Raw genomic sequence first — 16,148 nt, 5'->3', positions numbered from 1 at the left:
AACTACACTCCATGCGCATCAGGGGGATAGGTGCGTGGCGGCGATTGTGATAACATTCGGCGGTTTCCAGGGTCGCCCCGAGGGGCTACCTATAACGTGCAGATCCGTGTCATAACTCGTTGATTTGTCGTAAGTCGTTGTCAGGCACTTTGCCGGCAGCGGCGAGCTTCGTTCGTCTCATATGGACGCGACGAGGTTTCACCCGAAAAAGGAATCAGGCTTCTCATGGGCGAACTGGCCAAAGAAATCCTCCCGGTCAATATCGAAGACGAGCTGAAACAGTCCTACCTCGACTACGCAATGAGCGTAATTGTCGGGCGGGCACTGCCTGATGCGCGCGATGGCTTGAAGCCCGTGCACCGGCGTGTGCTGTTCGCGATGAGCGAGCTGGGTAACGACTGGAACAAGCCGTACAAGAAATCTGCCCGTGTTGTCGGTGACGTGATCGGTAAGTATCACCCTCACGGCGACACTGCGGTGTACGACACCATCGTACGGATGGCTCAGCCATTCTCCCTGCGCTACCTGCTGGTAGACGGCCAGGGCAACTTCGGTTCGGTGGACGGCGACAACGCCGCGGCCATGCGATACACCGAAGTACGCATGACCAAGCTGGCGCACGAGCTGCTGGCCGACCTGCATAAAGAAACCGTGGACTGGGTGCCGAACTACGACGGCACCGAAATGATCCCGGCGGTCATGCCGACCCGTATTCCCAACCTGTTGGTCAACGGCTCCAGCGGTATCGCCGTGGGCATGGCCACCAACATCCCGCCACACAACCTCGGTGAAGTCATCGACGGTTGCCTGGCGCTTATCGACAACCCTGAGCTGACCGTCGATGAGCTGATGCAGTACATCCCCGGCCCGGACTTCCCGACCGCCGCAATCATCAACGGTCGCGCCGGCATCATCGAAGCCTATCGTACCGGTCGTGGCCGCATCTATATGCGCGCCCGTTCGATGATCGAAGACATCGACAAGGTCGGTGGCCGCCAGCAGATCGTCATCACCGAGCTGCCTTACCAGTTGAACAAGGCGCGTCTGATCGAGAAGATCGCCGAGCTGGTTAAAGAGAAGAAACTCGAAGGCATCACTGAACTGCGCGACGAGTCTGACAAAGACGGTATGCGCGTGGTGATCGAGCTGCGTCGTGGCGAAGTGCCTGAGGTGATCCTCAACAACCTCTACGCCCAGACCCAGCTGCAAAGCGTGTTTGGTATCAACGTCGTGGCCCTGATCGACGGTCGCCCGCGCATCCTGAACCTCAAGGATCTGCTGGAAGCCTTCGTCCGTCACCGTCGCGAAGTGGTTACTCGCCGTACCGTGTTCGAACTGCGCAAGGCCCGTGAACGTGGGCACATCCTGGAAGGCCAGGCGGTTGCACTGTCGAACATCGACCCGGTCATCGCCCTGATCAAGGCTTCGCCGACGCCGTCGGAAGCCAAGGAAGCACTGATCAAGATGCCATGGGAATCCAGCGCGGTAGTAGCGATGGTTGAACGTGCCGGTGCTGATTCGTGCCGTCCGGAGACCCTGGACCCGCAATACGGCCTGCGCGATGGCAAGTACTTCCTGTCGCCGGAACAGGCCCAGGCTATCCTGGAACTGCGCCTGCACCGCCTGACCGGCCTCGAGCACGAAAAGCTGCTGGCCGAGTACCAGGAAATCCTCAACCAGATCGGCGAGCTGATCCGCATCCTCAACAGCGCCGTGCGCCTGATGGAAGTGATCCGCGAAGAGCTGGAAGTGATCCGCGCCGAATACGGCGACGTGCGCCGCACTGAAATCCTTGATGCGCGCCTCGACCTGACCCTGGGTGACATGATCCCGGAAGAAGAGCGCGTGGTGACCATTTCCCACGGTGGCTACGCCAAGACCCAGCCGTTGGCTGCATACCAGGCCCAGCGTCGTGGTGGTAAAGGCAAGTCGGCGACGGGCGTCAAGGATGAGGACTACATCGCTCACCTGCTGGTAGCCAACAGTCACACCACGCTGCTGCTGTTCTCCAGCAAGGGCAAGGTGTACTGGCTCAAGACCTACGAGATTCCGGAAGCGTCCCGCGCCGCCCGTGGTCGTCCGCTGGTCAACCTGTTGCCGCTGGACACTGATGAATACATCACCACCATGCTGCCGGTCGAGGAATACACCGAAGGTCACTTCATCTTCATGGCCACCGCCAAGGGCACTGTGAAGAAGACCCCGCTGGAATCCTTCAGCCGCCAGCGCAGCGTGGGCCTGATCGCCCTGGAGCTGGACGAAGGCGACGTACTGATTTCCGCAGCCATTACCGATGGCGAGCGTGAAGTCATGCTGTTCTCCGACGGCGGCAAGGTGACACGCTTCAAGGAATCCGACGTGCGTGCCATGGGCCGTACCGCTCGTGGTGTGCGCGGCATGCGTCTGCCGGAAGGGCAGAAGCTGATTTCCATGCTGATCCCGGAAGAAGGCAGCCAGATCCTCACCGCTTCGGCCCGTGGTTATGGCAAGCGTACCGCCATCGGCGAGTTCCCCGAGTACAAGCGTGGCGGCCAGGGTGTTATCGCCATGGTCAGCAACGATCGCAATGGCCGTCTGGTCGGCGCGGTCCAGGTGCTCGATGGCGAGGAAATCATGCTGATTTCCGACCAGGGCACCCTGGTACGTACCCGTGTTGATGAAGTGTCGAGCCTGGGCCGTAACACCCAGGGCGTGACCTTGATCAAGCTGGCCAGCGACGAGACCCTGGTGGGTCTGGAGCGTGTCCAGGAGCCATCGGAAGTCGAAGGCGAGGAGCTGGAAGGCGAGGAATTCGATGGCGAGGTGATCGCAGCCGGCGATGACAGCGTCGACGAGCCAGCCCTCGATGCTGCCGCAGACGAAGAAGAACCGCAGGAATAAGCGGGCAACCAAGGGGGCGGATGAAGATTCGCCCCCTTGTTATTTGTCCCCTTTGAAAATTTGCAATACTGCGCATTCCCTTGTGGGAGCGGGCTTGCTCGCGAAGGCGGTGTATCAGTCAGCGCATGTGTGGCCTGACACGCCGCCTTCGCGAGCACGCCCGCTCCCACATGGGGTTATGTGTCGAACACGAATTATGTGACCACCAGATCAGAGCGAGATTGGATGTGAGCAAGAGAGCCTATAACTTCTGTGCTGGTCCCGCGGCACTTCCTGAGGCAGTCCTGCAGCGTGCGCAGGGTGAACTCCTCGACTGGCATGGCAAAGGCCTCTCGGTCATGGAAATGAGCCATCGCAGCGATGAGTTCGTGTCCATTGCCACCAAGGCCGAGCAGGATCTGCGCGACCTGCTGGACATTCCGTCGGACTACAAGGTGCTGTTCCTGCAGGGCGGCGCCAGCCAGCAATTTGCCCAATTGCCGCTGAACCTGTTGCCCGAAGACGGGACTGCCGACTATATCGACACCGGTATCTGGTCGCAGAAGGCCATTGAAGAAGCCTCGCGCTACGGCAATATCAACGTGGCCGGTACGGCCAAGCCTTACGATTATTTTGCTATTCCAGGCCAGAACGAGTGGAAGCTGTCCAAGGACGCGTCCTACGTTCACTACGTGCAGAACGAAACCATCGGCGGCCTGGAATTCGACTGGGTGCCTGAAGTGGGTGATGTCCCGTTGGTGTGCGATATGTCCTCGGACATTCTCTCGCGCCCGATGGATGTGTCGCGCTACGGCATGATCTACGCCGGCGCACAGAAGAACATCGGTCCAAGCGGCATCCTGGTCAACATCATCCGTGAAGACCTGCTCGGGCGTGCTCGCTCGGTGTGCCCGACCATGCTCAACTACAAGGTCGCGGCCGACAACGGCTCGATGTACAACACCCCGCCGGCCTTTGCCTGGTACCTCTCGGGCCTGGTGTTCGAGTGGCTCAAGGAGCAGGGCGGTGTGGCTGCCATGGGCAAGCTCAACGAAGAGAAGAAGCGCACCCTGTACGACTTCATCGACGCCAGCGGCCTGTACAGCAACCCGATCAACCTGAGCGCCCGCTCGTGGATGAACGTGCCGTTCCGCCTGGCCGACGACCGCCTGGACAAGCCATTTTTGGCCGGTGCCGACGAGCGTGGCCTGCTGAACCTCAAGGGCCATCGTTCGGTAGGCGGCATGCGCGCCTCGATCTACAACGCCGTCGACATCAATGCCATCAAGGCGCTGGTGGCCTACATGGCAGAGTTCGAAAAGGAACACGGCTAATGTCTGAGCAAGAACTCAAGGCCCTGCGTGTGCGCATTGACGCCCTGGACACCAAAGTCCTGGAGCTGATCAGTGAGCGGGCGCGGTGTGCCCAGGAAGTGGCGCGGGTCAAGATGGCCTCCCTGGCTGAAGGCGAAGTGCCGGTATTTTACCGTCCGGAGCGCGAAGCCCAGGTGCTCAAGCGCGTGATGGAGCGTAACCAGGGGCCGCTGGGCAATGAAGAAATGGCGCGCTTGTTTCGCGAGATCATGTCTTCGTGCCTGGCCCTTGAACAGCCCTTGAAAGTGGCTTACCTCGGCCCCGAGGGGACCTTCACCCAGGCGGCGGCCATGAAGCACTTCGGTCACGCAGTGATCAGCAAGCCGATGGCAGCCATCGACGAAGTGTTCCGTGAAGTGGCCGCTGGCGCAGTGAATTTTGGTGTGGTGCCGGTGGAAAACTCCACCGAGGGCGCAGTCAACCACACCCTCGACAGCTTCCTTGAACACGACATGGTGATCTGTGGCGAAGTCGAGCTGCGTATTCACCACCATTTGCTGGTGGGTGAAAACACCAAGACCGACAGCATCAGCCGCATTTACTCCCACGCCCAGTCCCTGGCCCAGTGCCGCAAGTGGCTGGATGCCCATTACCCGAATGTCGAGCGCGTGGCGGTGTCCAGCAACGCCGAGGCGGCCAAGCGGGTCAAGGGTGAGTGGAACTCGGCGGCGATTGCCGGGGATATGGCGGCTGGCCTGTACGGCCTGACGCGCCTGGCCGAGAAAATCGAGGATCGCCCGGATAACTCCACGCGCTTTTTGATGATCGGCAACCAGGAAGTGCCTCCAACCGGCGACGACAAGACCTCGATCATTGTCTCCATGAGCAACAAGCCTGGCGCACTGCATGAACTGCTGGTGCCGTTCCACGACAACGGGATAGACCTGACACGCATCGAGACGCGTCCTTCGCGTAGCGGTAAATGGACCTATGTGTTCTTTATCGACTTCGTCGGCCACCACCGTGATCCGCTGGTCAAGAGTGTGCTGGAGAAAATCAGTCAGGAAGCCGTGGCACTCAAGGTGCTGGGCTCTTACCCGAAAGCGGTTTTGTGAGGCTTTGACATGAGTGGCAACTTCCTCGCCCTGGCGCAGCCGGGCGTGCAACAACTCTCGCCTTACGTTCCGGGCAAGCCTGTGGACGAGTTGGCGCGCGAGTTGAATCTGGATCCGGCGAAGATCGTCAAGCTGGCGAGCAATGAAAACCCGTTGGGCCCAAGCCCCAAGGTGCTGGCCGCGATCCGTGAAGAATTGGCGGAGCTGACCCGTTATCCCGACGGTAACGGCTTTACGCTCAAGTCCCTGTTGGCCGAGCGCTGCCGGGTCGAGTTGAGCCAGGTCACCCTGGGCAACGGTTCCAACGACATCCTGGAGCTGGTGGCGCGTGCCTATCTGGCCCCTGGCCTGAACGCGGTATTCAGTGAGCACGCGTTTGCGGTATATCCGATTGTCACCCAGGCGGTCGGTGCCGAGGCGCGGGTGATTGCGGCCAAGGACTGGGGGCATGACCTGCCGGCCATGCTGGCGGCCATTGATGCCCAGACCCGCGTGGTGTTTATCGCCAACCCGAACAACCCGACCGGTACCTGGTTCGGTGCCGACGCGCTGAACGAGTTCCTGCAGGATGTGCCTGAGCATGTGCTGGTAGTGTTGGACGAGGCTTACATCGAGTATGCCGAGGGCGGCGACCTGCCCGACGGCCTGGACTTCCTTGCGGCCTACCCGAACCTGCTGGTATCGCGCACCTTCTCCAAGGCCTATGGCCTGGCGTCGCTGCGGGTCGGCTACGGGTTATCCACAGCTGTCGTCGCGGATGTGCTGAATCGCGTGCGCCAGCCGTTCAACGTCAACAGCCTGGCATTGGCGGCGGCTTGTGCGGCGCTCAAGGATGCCGAGTACCTGGAAGAGGGGCGACGGATCAACGAAAGCGGCATGCAGCAGCTGCAGCAAGGCTTCCGCGAACTGGGTCTGAGCTGGATTGCGTCCAAGGGCAACTTTGTTTGCGTGGATCTCGCCCGGGAGGCCGCTCCGGTATTCCAGGGCCTGCTGCGCGAAGGCGTGATCGTGCGTCCGGTGGCCAATTACGGCATGCCGAACCACTTGCGCATCACCATCGGTTTGCCGGCTGAAAACAGTCGCTTCCTTGAGGCGTTGGCCAAGGTCCTGGCCCGTGGTTGATGTGATTGCAATGCAACCTGTTGTGCCTGTGATCGGTCGCCTGGTAGTGGTCGGTCTGGGATTGATTGGCGGCTCCTTTGCCAAGGGCCTGCGCGAAAGCGGCCTGTGTGGTGAAGTGGTCGGTGTGGACCTGGACCCGCAATCGCGCCAGTTGGCGGTAGAGCTGGGGGTGGTGGACCGCTGTGAGGCGGACTTGGCCGTTGCCTGTCAGGGCGCTGATGTCATTCAGTTGGCGGTGCCGATCCTGGCCATGGAAAAACTGTTGGCACTGTTGGCCGGCATGGATCTGGGGCAGGCGATCCTCACGGATGTCGGCAGCGCCAAGGGCAATGTAGTGCGCGCGGCGCGCCTGGCGTTTGGCGGCATGCCGGCGCGGTTCGTGCCGGGGCATCCGATTGCCGGTTCCGAGCAGAGTGGGGTGGAAGCGTCCAACTCCCAGCTGTTCCGGCGGCACAAGGTGATCCTCACGCCGCTGGCAGAAACCGACCCGGCGGCCCTGGCCGTGGTGGATCGGCTGTGGCGCGAACTGGGCGCGGATGTCGAGCATATGCAGGTCGAGCGCCATGATGAAGTGCTGGCGGCGACCAGCCATCTGCCGCATCTGCTGGCCTTTGGCCTGGTGGATTCTCTGGCCAAGCGCAACGAGAACCTGGAGATTTTCCGTTACGCCGCCGGCGGTTTTCGCGATTTCACGCGAATTGCCGGGAGCGATCCGGTGATGTGGCACGACATCTTTCTCGCCAACCGCGAGGCCGTGTTGCGCACCCTGGACACCTTTCGCAGTGACCTCGACGCCTTGCGCGATGCGGTCGATGCGGGAGATGGGCACCAGTTGCTGGGCGTCTTTACCCGGGCGCGAGTGGCGCGGGAGCACTTCAGCAAGATCCTCGCGCGCCGGGCGTATATGGATGCTGCCGCCAATGCGCATGATGTGGTGTTTGTCGCCAATCCGGGCGGGCAGTTGAGCGGCAAGATCCGGGTGCCGGGGGATAAATCCGTTTCCCATCGCTCGATCATGCTCGGGTCGCTGGCGGAGGGTATTACCGAGGTCGAAGGGTTTCTCGAGGGGGAAGATGCCCTGGCGACCCTGCAGGCGTTCCGCGACATGGGCGTGGTGATCGAGGGCCCGCACCATGGGCGGGTGACTATCCATGGCGTTGGCCTGCACGGCTTGAAGCCTGCGCCGGGGCCGATTTATCTCGGTAACTCGGGTACCTCCATGCGTCTGTTGTCCGGTTTATTGGCGGCGCAGCGTTTTGACAGTGTTCTGACCGGTGATGCCTCGCTGTCCAAGCGCCCGATGAATCGTGTGGCCAAGCCGTTGCGAGAAATGGGTGCGGTGATCGAGACCGGGCCGCAGGGGCAGCCGCCGCTGACTATTCGTGGCGGGCAGGTGCTCAAGGGCATGAATTACACGCTGCCGATGGCCAGTGCCCAGGTCAAATCCAGCCTGTTGCTGGCGGGGCTATACGCCGAAGGCCGGACGGCGGTGACCGAGCCTGCGCCCACCCGCGATCATACTGAGCGCATGTTGCGCGGTTTTGGTTGCCCGGTGGAGGTTAAGGGGGAGACGGTAGCGGTTGAGTCAGGTCATCGGTTGGTGGCAACCCGCATTGAGGTGCCGGGCGACATTTCCTCTTCGGCGTTTTTCCTTGTGGCGGCTTCGATTGCCGAGGGTTCCGAGTTGTTGTTGGAGCATGTGGGGATCAATCCGACCCGCACCGGGGTGATCGATATCCTGCGCCTGATGGGGGCAGACATTACCCTGGAAAACCCCCGTGAAGTGGGCGGCGAGCCGGTTGCAGACCTGCGTGTGCGCGCCGCACGGCTCAAGGGTATCGAGATTCCCCTGGCCCTGGTGCCCCTGGCTATCGATGAGTTCCCGGTGTTGTTTGTCGCCGCTGCCTGCGCCGAGGGGCGCACGGTATTGCGTGGCGCCGAAGAGTTGCGGGTCAAGGAGTCCGATCGCATCCAGGTGATGGCCGACGGTCTGCTGGCGCTGGGTGTGAAGTGTGTGCCGACCCCTGATGGGATTATCATTGATGGCGGCGGCATGATCGGTGGTGAGGTGCATGCCCACGGCGATCATCGGATCGCCATGGCGTTCAGCGTGGCATCCCTGCGCGCCACTGCGCCGATTCGTATCCATGACTGTGCCAACGTAGCTACATCTTTTCCGAATTTTCTTACACTGTCTGCCCAAGTCGGCATGCGTGTTGCCCAAGAGGCTCAATTGTGAATATCAAAGCACCGGTGATTACCATCGACGGGCCAAGCGGCTCTGGCAAAGGCACTGTCGCGGGCCTGTTGGCCAAGCGCCTGGGTTGGTGCCTGCTGGATTCCGGGGCGTTGTATCGCCTGCTGGCTTTCGCGGCGCGCAATCACGGCGTCGACCTGACCAACGAAGCCTCGTTGGTGCTGCTGGCGGCGCATCTGGATGTGCAGTTCGTCGGTGCGACCGAAGGTCATGCGCTGCGCATTATCCTGGAAGGGGATGATGTGACGGATGATCTGCGCAACGAGCAGGTCGGCTCCTGGGCGTCCCAGGTTGCTGCGTTGCCTGCCGTGCGTGATGCATTGCTCCAGCGCCAGCGGGCTTTCCAGGAGCCGCCGGGCCTGGTGGCCGATGGTCGCGACATGGGCACCGTGGTGTTTCCCGAGGCGCCGCTGAAGATTTTCCTGACGGCCAGCGCCGAGGAGCGGGCGCGCCGCCGTTACTTGCAGTTGAAGGGCAAGGTGGATGGTGTTAGTCTGTCGAGTCTGCTAGATGAGATTCGTGCGCGCGATGAGCGCGACACCCAGCGTGCGGTAGCCCCGCTCAAACCGGCGGCTGACGCCATACAGCTGGATTCCACGGAATTGTCCATCGAGCAGGTGCTGGAACGCATCTTGAGTGAAATCGCCCTGCGCGATATCGCCGGATGACTTAGAGGAAGTGCAGGGGACCAGTCCTAGACCTGCGCTTCTTCTCTTATATGAACGTAACCCACACCGTCTGGGGTGTGGCAGATGGGCGTATTCTTCGCCCTTATCAACAGGAATTAAAATGAGCGAAAGCTTTGCGGAACTCTTTGAAGAAAGCCTAAAAACCCTGAATCTTCAGGCTGGCTCCATCATCACCGGTGTTATCGTTGATATCGATTACCAAGCTCGCTGGGTAACCGTTCACGCTGGTCTGAAGTCTGAAGCACTCATCCCGCTTGAGCAGTTCTACAACGACGCTGGCGACCTGACTATCAATGTCGGTGACGAAGTTCACGTTGCTCTGGACTCGGTTGAAGACGGCTTCGGTGAAACCAAGCTCTCCCGTGAAAAAGCCAAGCGCGCTGAATGCTGGATTGTTCTGGAAGCAGCCTTCGCAGCTGAAGAAGTGGTCAAGGGCGTTATCAACGGTAAGGTTAAAGGCGGCTTCACAGTCGACGTTAACGGCATCCGTGCGTTCCTGCCAGGTTCTTTGGTCGACGTTCGTCCAGTGCGCGACACCACGCACCTGGAAGGCAAAGAGCTCGAATTCAAGGTCATCAAGCTCGACCAGAAGCGCAACAACGTTGTCGTTTCCCGTCGCAGCGTCCTGGAAGCAGAGAACTCCGCCGAGCGTGAAGCTCTGCTGGAATCCCTGCAGGAAGGCCAACAAGTCAAAGGTATCGTCAAGAACCTCACCGATTACGGCGCATTCGTCGATCTGGGTGGCGTCGATGGCCTGCTGCACATTACCGACATGGCTTGGAAGCGCATCAAGCATCCTTCCGAAATCGTCAACGTTGGCGACGAGATCGATGTCAAGGTTCTGAAATACGATCGCGAGCGCAACCGTGTTTCCCTGGGCCTGAAGCAACTGGGTGAAGATCCATGGGTTGCTATCAAAGCCCGTTACCCAGAAAGCACTCGCGTCACCGCGCGTGTTACCAACCTGACCGACTACGGCTGCTTCGCAGAGCTGGAAGAAGGCGTGGAAGGCCTGGTACACGTTTCCGAAATGGACTGGACCAACAAGAACATCCACCCTTCGAAAGTCGTACAAGTCGGCGACGAAGTGGAAGTTATGGTTCTGGACATCGACGAAGAGCGTCGTCGTATCTCCCTGGGCATCAAGCAGTGCAAATCTAACCCATGGGAAGATTTCTCTGGCCAGTTCAACAAGGGCGATAAAATCTCCGGCACCATCAAGTCGATCACCGATTTCGGTATCTTCATTGGTCTGGACGGCGGCATCGACGGCCTGGTTCACCTGTCCGACATCTCCTGGAACGAAGTTGGCGAAGAAGCTGTTCGTCGTTTCAAGAAGGGCGACGAGCTGGACACCGTTATCCTGTCGGTTGACCCAGAGCGCGAGCGCATCTCCCTGGGTATCAAGCAACTGGAAAGCGATCCGTTCTCCGAGTACGTTCAAGAGAACGACAAGGGTGCAATCGTTAAAGGCATCGTGAAGGAAGTTGACGCTAAAGGCGCCATCATCACTTTGGGTGACGATATCGAAGCGACTCTGAAAGCCTCCGAAATCAGCCGTGATCGCGTTGAAGACGCGCGTAACGTTCTGAAAGAAGGCCAGGAAGTAGAAGCCAAGATCATCAGCGTTGACCGCAAGAGCCGCGTAATCCAACTCTCCATCAAGTCGAAAGACGAGATCGAAGAGAAAGAAGCAATCCAGAGCCTGCGCGACAAGCCAGCTACCTCTGACATTGCTTCGGGTCCGACCACTCTGGGCGACCTGTTGCGTGCACAAATGGAAAAACAGAACTAAGTTCTGTCAGACCATACAAAAAGGGCGACTTCGGTCGCCCTTTTTTGTGTCTGGAATTTGGGTTTTGCCCTTGGGTGCGATTGGTCTGCGCAATGGGGGCGGCCTGAGGCTGCGTACGGGCTGGGGGTTTCTGATTCCGGCACTGACAGCGGTTTGTCGGTAAGACGTCTGCTGTGGCTTCCTGGGGGCTATCTGCTGTTATCGTGGATTCTGTGAGGGCTGCCATAGTTTGCGCAAGATAAGTCAAGCCACAGGCTGTTCAAATTCATCTGGTCATGCTAAAACCTTCGGAGCGCTTTTCCTAGCTGCTTGAAAAAGAAGGGAAAAATATGACGAAGTCGGAGTTGATCGAACGAATTGTCACCCATCAAGGGCTGCTCTCATCCAAGGATGTGGAGTTGGCCATCAAGACCATGCTTGAACAAATGTCCCAGTGCCTGGCCACGGGTGACCGAATAGAGATCCGCGGCTTTGGCAGCTTTTCGCTGCACTACCGCGCACCACGCGTGGGCCGCAACCCAAAAACCGGCCAGTCGGTCAGCCTTGACGGCAAATTCGTGCCCCATTTCAAGCCGGGCAAGGAATTGCGTGATCGAGTGAACGAAGACGAAGAAGACGGCGTCTGAGCTTTTTTGGGGATAGGAGAAGTTTATGCGCGGTGTTAAGCGCGTCGCCCTGGTACTGATAGTGCTGATCGTCGCCTTGGCGATCCTGGCATTCGTACTGGAAAACCAGCAAGACGTCGCCCTGGCGTTCTTGGGGTGGTCTACGCCGGAGCTGCCGGTGTCGGTGTTTGTGACGTTGGCGTTGATTGTTGGGATGTTGGTGGGGCCGGTCCTGAGCCTGCTGATCCAGTCCAAAAAGCGTCATAAGCCAGCGTTGTAGGTTGATTAGTGGTGGAGACCGTCTGTCGCCTGTAGCGCACGCTGGTTCCCCGGACTGCGATGCGTTGAGCACTGCTCTGTCGTCAGGAAGTAGCGGCTTTAGGGCTCCCTACAATCATCTATCCTGCAATTTGGTCGCGAAATAGGAATTGCCTTACAGGCATGTCAAGCCTTGCAATGTTACGGCGAGATGGCAAAATGCAACCTGTTCTCGATTCCAGTCATTTTGTGTGTCCAGAGCCTGGCAGCGACGCTGGGTTTATTGGCCGCCCTTATAAATATAAAAAAAACACAAGATCGTCTGCATAACGAGCCCGCAGTTTCTCTTTGAAGGCAGGTTTTTGTTGTGAGTAGTAGCTTCCGCGCGCCCCCGATTCCTTCGTCCGACGAGATTGATCTCGTTGTGCTTTTTCAGGCTATCTGGAAGCAGAAAAAGTTAGTCATGGCCGCTACAGCAGGCGCTGGGCTGATCGCTGCGATCTATGCGTTCCTCACGCCTCCTCAGTACGAAGTCAGCAGTGTGTTGCGCCCGGCCGCAATCAACGAGCTTGATGCTTTGAATCGCTCCGAGATATATACACTTCCTCCTGGTGATGCTCTTGTCAGAGTGGGCGCATCATTGGAGTCCTACGATACCCGCTTGGGTTTTTTTCGTTCAAACCAGAAGCTGTTCAAGGCCTTTGAACAGCCTGGCAGGACCTTGGAGCAGAGTTTCGAAGAGTTCAACCGTAACTCTATCGAGCTCAGTCTGCCCGATCCGAAAAAAGCCAACTCCCTCAGTGCTTATATCAAGCTTGAGATGAGTTATCCGAAAGGTGTTGATGGCGTCGCCATTCTCAACGGCTTCATCGATTACGCGATTGCCACGGAGCGTGAGCAGATTGCGGCGGATCTGGACGTCATCGTAAAAAACCGGTTGAACGAGCTCAAGGGCAAGATTGATGCTGCCCGTTCCAGCTACGAGGTTGATAAAGAGGCGCGGATAGCATCGCTGCGAGAAACGGACAGCTTGCGACGTGCGCAGTTGCAGGATGAACTCAAAGCATTGCGAGCACAGTTGAAGACTGGGCGCACTGACCGAGTGGCGCAGTTGAACGAGGCCATTGGAATCGCCAAGTCCCTGGGAATCAGAAAACCCAGCACGCCTTCCGCTCTGGGTGAGTCAGACCGTAATGGCTCATCAAGTGTGATGCGTACCGAAATAAACAATCAGCAAATCCCTCTGTACTTCATGGGCGTCGAGGCGCTCGAGGCTGAACGCACTGCGTTGATGCAGCGTAAGTCCGATGATTTTACTGAGGGTCGTATCGCGCAGATTGCTAAAGAGCTGCAATTGCTCCAATCCAATCGTGAGATTGAGGTGCTGAATCGTCGTGAAAACGAGGACCTGTTCCTGGCCGGTGTGCAGCCGGTTCGTGCCGAAGTAGCCCGTTTGCGTAACCTGAGCATTGATATGAGCCGGCTGAAACTGGTGACTATCGACAAGCAGGCGCTGGAGCCTTTGCGCCCGGTGAAGCCCCAGAAAGCGATGATTATCCTGCTTGGCTTGGTTCTGGGTGGCTTTATTGGCGCCTTTATTGCCGTGATTCGTCATCTCGTCAAAAACCGTCAGCCTCAACCGCAGTCGGTAGTATTGTCCGTGCAGCCTGGCTCGCCAACCATGGTGGGTAGCGATGCGGGTATGAACAAGTCGCAATAGATAGCCGCTCGATCCGCATTGTGCTCCCCAGGCAATGCGGGATTTGATTTTAAAAGGAAACTAGCCTGCAACTTGTTGTCTATAGCCCAACGGGATAAGCATTTTTCGTCTTCACCTCTCGCCTGATACCTGAGTTCAGGTGGTGTTGCTGGCATCTGTGGGGCGGTCTTGCTGCTTGGCCGCTTATTCATATAAAAAACGGCAGCGACGCGCAGTGGATGGATCATAATTGCGCGAGTCGGTCAGCCCGGCCTGTACGGTCATTTCTTAGAACTGAGGGTTGTCTGTGTCGTGCAGGAGGCACTCGCAGGTGGGGGGCTATCCCCCGAAAAGATTAAGTTTTTATGTTGGCGACTTCGAATTGCCGGCCGCAGGCATTGAAATTGCGGCTCAATACCGAGAAGCTACGCGCTATTTTTCACCTGTCCACCCATGTGTTGGCCTGGTGTAATGCAGATATTTAAGGAAGTCTTACAGATATGACGGACATCAAACGCAAAGGCATCATCCTCGCTGGCGGCTCCGGGACGCGTTTGCACCCGCTGACACTGGGTGTATCCAAGCAAATGTTGCCTATTTTCGACAAGCCAATGATTTTCTATCCGTTGTCGGTGTTGATGCTGGCTGGCATGCGCGAAATCTTGATCATCTCTACCCCTGAAGATCTGCCTTGCTTTAAAAAGCTCCTGGGAGACGGCAGCCAGTACGGCATCCAGCTTAGCTATGCCGAGCAACCCAGTCCGGACGGTTTGGCCCAGGCCTTCCTGATTGGCGAGGAGTTTATTGGTGACGATCCTTGCTGCCTGATCCTTGGCGACAATATTTTCTACGGCCAGCACTTTTCCGATAACTTGCGCTCCGCCATGTCCCAGACATCTGGTGCGACAGTCTTTGGGTATCACGTATCAGATCCTGAGCGTTTTGGTGTTGTTGAGTTCGATGCCACTGGTCGGGCATTGAGCATCGAAGAAAAACCGACGAAACCGAAGTCCAACTATGCAGTGACAGGCTTGTACTTCTACGACAATCGAGTGGTTGACATTGCCAAGAGCATCAAGCCGTCGCCGCGTGGCGAGCTTGAAATCACTGACGTCAACCGCGCCTATCTGGATGACAAGTCATTAACCGTGGAAATGCTGGGCCGTGGTTTTGCCTGGCTGGACACGGGGACTCATGAGTCGCTCCTGGAGGCGAGTCACTTCGTTCATACCATTGAGCACCGCCAGGGGTTGAAAGTCGCCTGCCTTGAAGAAATTGCATTCCATAAAGGCTGGATCACCCCAGAGCAACTGGGTGCTCAGGCGGAAAAACTGAAAAAGACAGGCTATGGCCAGTACTTGCAGAAACTTCTGGAAGAGGCCTCAAAGGCATGAAACTGATTCAGACTGCTATTCCTGACGTTGTAATCATTGAGCCAAAAGTTTTTGGCGATGATCGCGGCTGGTTTATGGAAAGCTTTAACGAAGAGCGGTTTCATACAGCACTTAAAGAGTTAGGGCTGTCCGTTCCGCGAGCGTTTGTTCAAGACAATCACTCCTGCTCGGCAAAGGGCGTGCTGAGGGGGCTGCACTTCCAGCGCGCTCCCCATGCCCAGGGCAAGCTCGTGCGTGTGGTGCGGGGGGCTGCATTTGATGTGGCGGTGGATATTCGGCCTGAGTCCAGCACGTACCTGCAATGGGTCGGTGTAGAACTAAGCTCCCAAAATAACTTGATGCTGTGGATCCCCGAGGGTTTTGCTCACGGGTTTGTTGCGTTGGAAGATGACACGCACTTTTTGTATAAAACCACGGATTATTACGATAAAGACTCTGAAGGGGCGCTGCATTGGAGTGATGCAAGGCTTGGGATAAATTGGCCTGCAACCGGCGGCTTTAACGTTAGCGAAAAAGATGAAAAGGCTCCGACATCCGATAGCCTCTCGGAGAAGCAAGCATGAGTTTGATCAAGTTTCTGGATATCACCTCCAAAGGTGATGAGCGGGGCCAGTTGGTCGCGCTGGAATATGAAAATCATGTTCCGTTTGAAATTAAACGAGTTTACTACCTCACTGAAACAAAAGAAGGTGTTCCACGAGGATTTCACGCGCACAAGGAATTGATGCAGGTGGCTGTATGCGTGTCTGGGCGCTGCCTGATGAAGCTTGATGATGGCGTGAACAAGGAGGAGGTGTGGCTGGACGCTCCTGACAAGGCTATCATTATCGATCGTATGATCTGGCGAGAAATGCATGATTTCAGTCCGGATTGCGTATTGCTGGTGTTGGCAAGTGCCGTTTATGACGAGCGTGATTATATAAGGGATTATTCGGTATTCAAAAGCCTGGTTAATCAGTCTTAGAATATAGAAAGTACACTGATTTTCTGCTGAGAACTGCCGGCTAATTGGGGCGATAGTTGAAGCGGGCTCTGGCTCTGT

Annotated in this window: 13 protein-coding genes; all 13 read left to right on the top strand. The window is 57.7% G+C overall.

Annotated features, from left to right (window positions below):
* The first annotated feature begins 225 nt into the window (after nt 1-225).
* The 13 genes from gyrA (at nt 226) to PSFL_RS27670 (ending at nt 16,070) form a co-directional block, all read left to right on the top strand.
* On the top strand, nt 226-2,880 hold the full coding sequence (gene gyrA, locus PSFL_RS27730; protein ID WP_200656569.1) for a DNA gyrase subunit A: 2,655 nt from the start codon (nt 226-228) through the stop codon (nt 2,878-2,880).
* Nucleotides 2,881-3,107: 227 nt separating this feature from the next.
* The gene (serC, locus tag PSFL_RS27725; protein ID WP_057439234.1) at nt 3,108-4,193 is read left to right on the top strand and encodes a 3-phosphoserine/phosphohydroxythreonine transaminase; all 1,086 of its coding nucleotides are present in this window, start codon (nt 3,108-3,110) and stop codon (nt 4,191-4,193) included.
* Complete coding sequence (gene pheA, locus PSFL_RS27720; RefSeq protein ID WP_025113086.1) at nt 4,193-5,287, top strand: prephenate dehydratase; 1,095 nt, start codon at nt 4,193-4,195, stop codon at nt 5,285-5,287. Before serC ends, pheA begins: the two co-directional genes overlap by 1 nt.
* A gap of 9 nt (nt 5,288-5,296) precedes the next feature.
* Nucleotides 5,297-6,409, top strand: coding sequence for a histidinol-phosphate transaminase (gene hisC, locus PSFL_RS27715; RefSeq protein ID WP_397470691.1), 1,113 nt, complete (start codon nt 5,297-5,299; stop codon nt 6,407-6,409).
* Between the two features lie 28 nt (nt 6,410-6,437).
* Nucleotides 6,438-8,648: a bifunctional prephenate dehydrogenase/3-phosphoshikimate 1-carboxyvinyltransferase gene (locus PSFL_RS27710; protein WP_397470723.1), complete on the top strand. Its 2,211-nt coding sequence runs from the start codon at nt 6,438-6,440 to the stop codon at nt 8,646-8,648.
* Entirely contained in the window at nt 8,645-9,334 is a 690-nt protein-coding gene (gene cmk / locus PSFL_RS27705; RefSeq protein WP_057439220.1) for a (d)CMP kinase, read from the top strand. Before PSFL_RS27710 ends, cmk begins: the two co-directional genes overlap by 4 nt.
* Nucleotides 9,335-9,455: 121 nt before the next feature.
* The gene (gene rpsA, locus PSFL_RS27700) at nt 9,456-11,150 is read left to right on the top strand and encodes a 30S ribosomal protein S1 (RefSeq protein ID WP_029298694.1); all 1,695 of its coding nucleotides are present in this window, start codon (nt 9,456-9,458) and stop codon (nt 11,148-11,150) included.
* 329 nt (nt 11,151-11,479) lie between these two features.
* Entirely contained in the window at nt 11,480-11,776 is a 297-nt protein-coding gene (gene ihfB, locus PSFL_RS27695; protein WP_032888918.1) for an integration host factor subunit beta, read from the top strand.
* Nucleotides 11,777-11,801: 25 nt separating this feature from the next.
* Nucleotides 11,802-12,035 carry a lipopolysaccharide assembly protein LapA domain-containing protein gene (locus PSFL_RS27690; RefSeq protein WP_057439219.1) on the top strand — a complete coding sequence of 78 codons (234 nt, stop codon included), beginning with the start codon at nt 11,802-11,804 and terminating at the stop codon, nt 12,033-12,035.
* A gap of 345 nt (nt 12,036-12,380) precedes the next feature.
* Entirely contained in the window at nt 12,381-13,733 is a 1,353-nt protein-coding gene (locus PSFL_RS27685; protein WP_115127827.1) for an LPS O-antigen chain length determinant protein WzzB, read from the top strand.
* Nucleotides 13,734-14,212: 479 nt separating this feature from the next.
* Nucleotides 14,213-15,106 carry a glucose-1-phosphate thymidylyltransferase RfbA gene (gene rfbA, locus PSFL_RS27680; protein ID WP_057439218.1) on the top strand — a complete coding sequence of 298 codons (894 nt, stop codon included), beginning with the start codon at nt 14,213-14,215 and terminating at the stop codon, nt 15,104-15,106.
* The gene (gene rfbC, locus PSFL_RS27675) at nt 15,103-15,669 is read left to right on the top strand and encodes a dTDP-4-dehydrorhamnose 3,5-epimerase (RefSeq protein ID WP_057439217.1); all 567 of its coding nucleotides are present in this window, start codon (nt 15,103-15,105) and stop codon (nt 15,667-15,669) included. Before rfbA ends, rfbC begins: the two co-directional genes overlap by 4 nt.
* Nucleotides 15,666-16,070, top strand: coding sequence for an FdtA/QdtA family cupin domain-containing protein (locus tag PSFL_RS27670; protein ID WP_057439216.1), 405 nt, complete (start codon nt 15,666-15,668; stop codon nt 16,068-16,070). The genes rfbC and PSFL_RS27670 overlap by 4 nt, the downstream gene beginning before the upstream one ends.
* Nucleotides 16,071-16,148: the final 78 nt, after the last annotated feature.

It is taken from the genome of Pseudomonas sp. DD1, from assembly GCF_044510355.1.
Lineage (GTDB): Bacteria > Pseudomonadota > Gammaproteobacteria > Pseudomonadales > Pseudomonadaceae > Aquipseudomonas > Aquipseudomonas shahriarae.
This window is presented reverse-complemented; position numbering and strand designations above follow the sequence as displayed.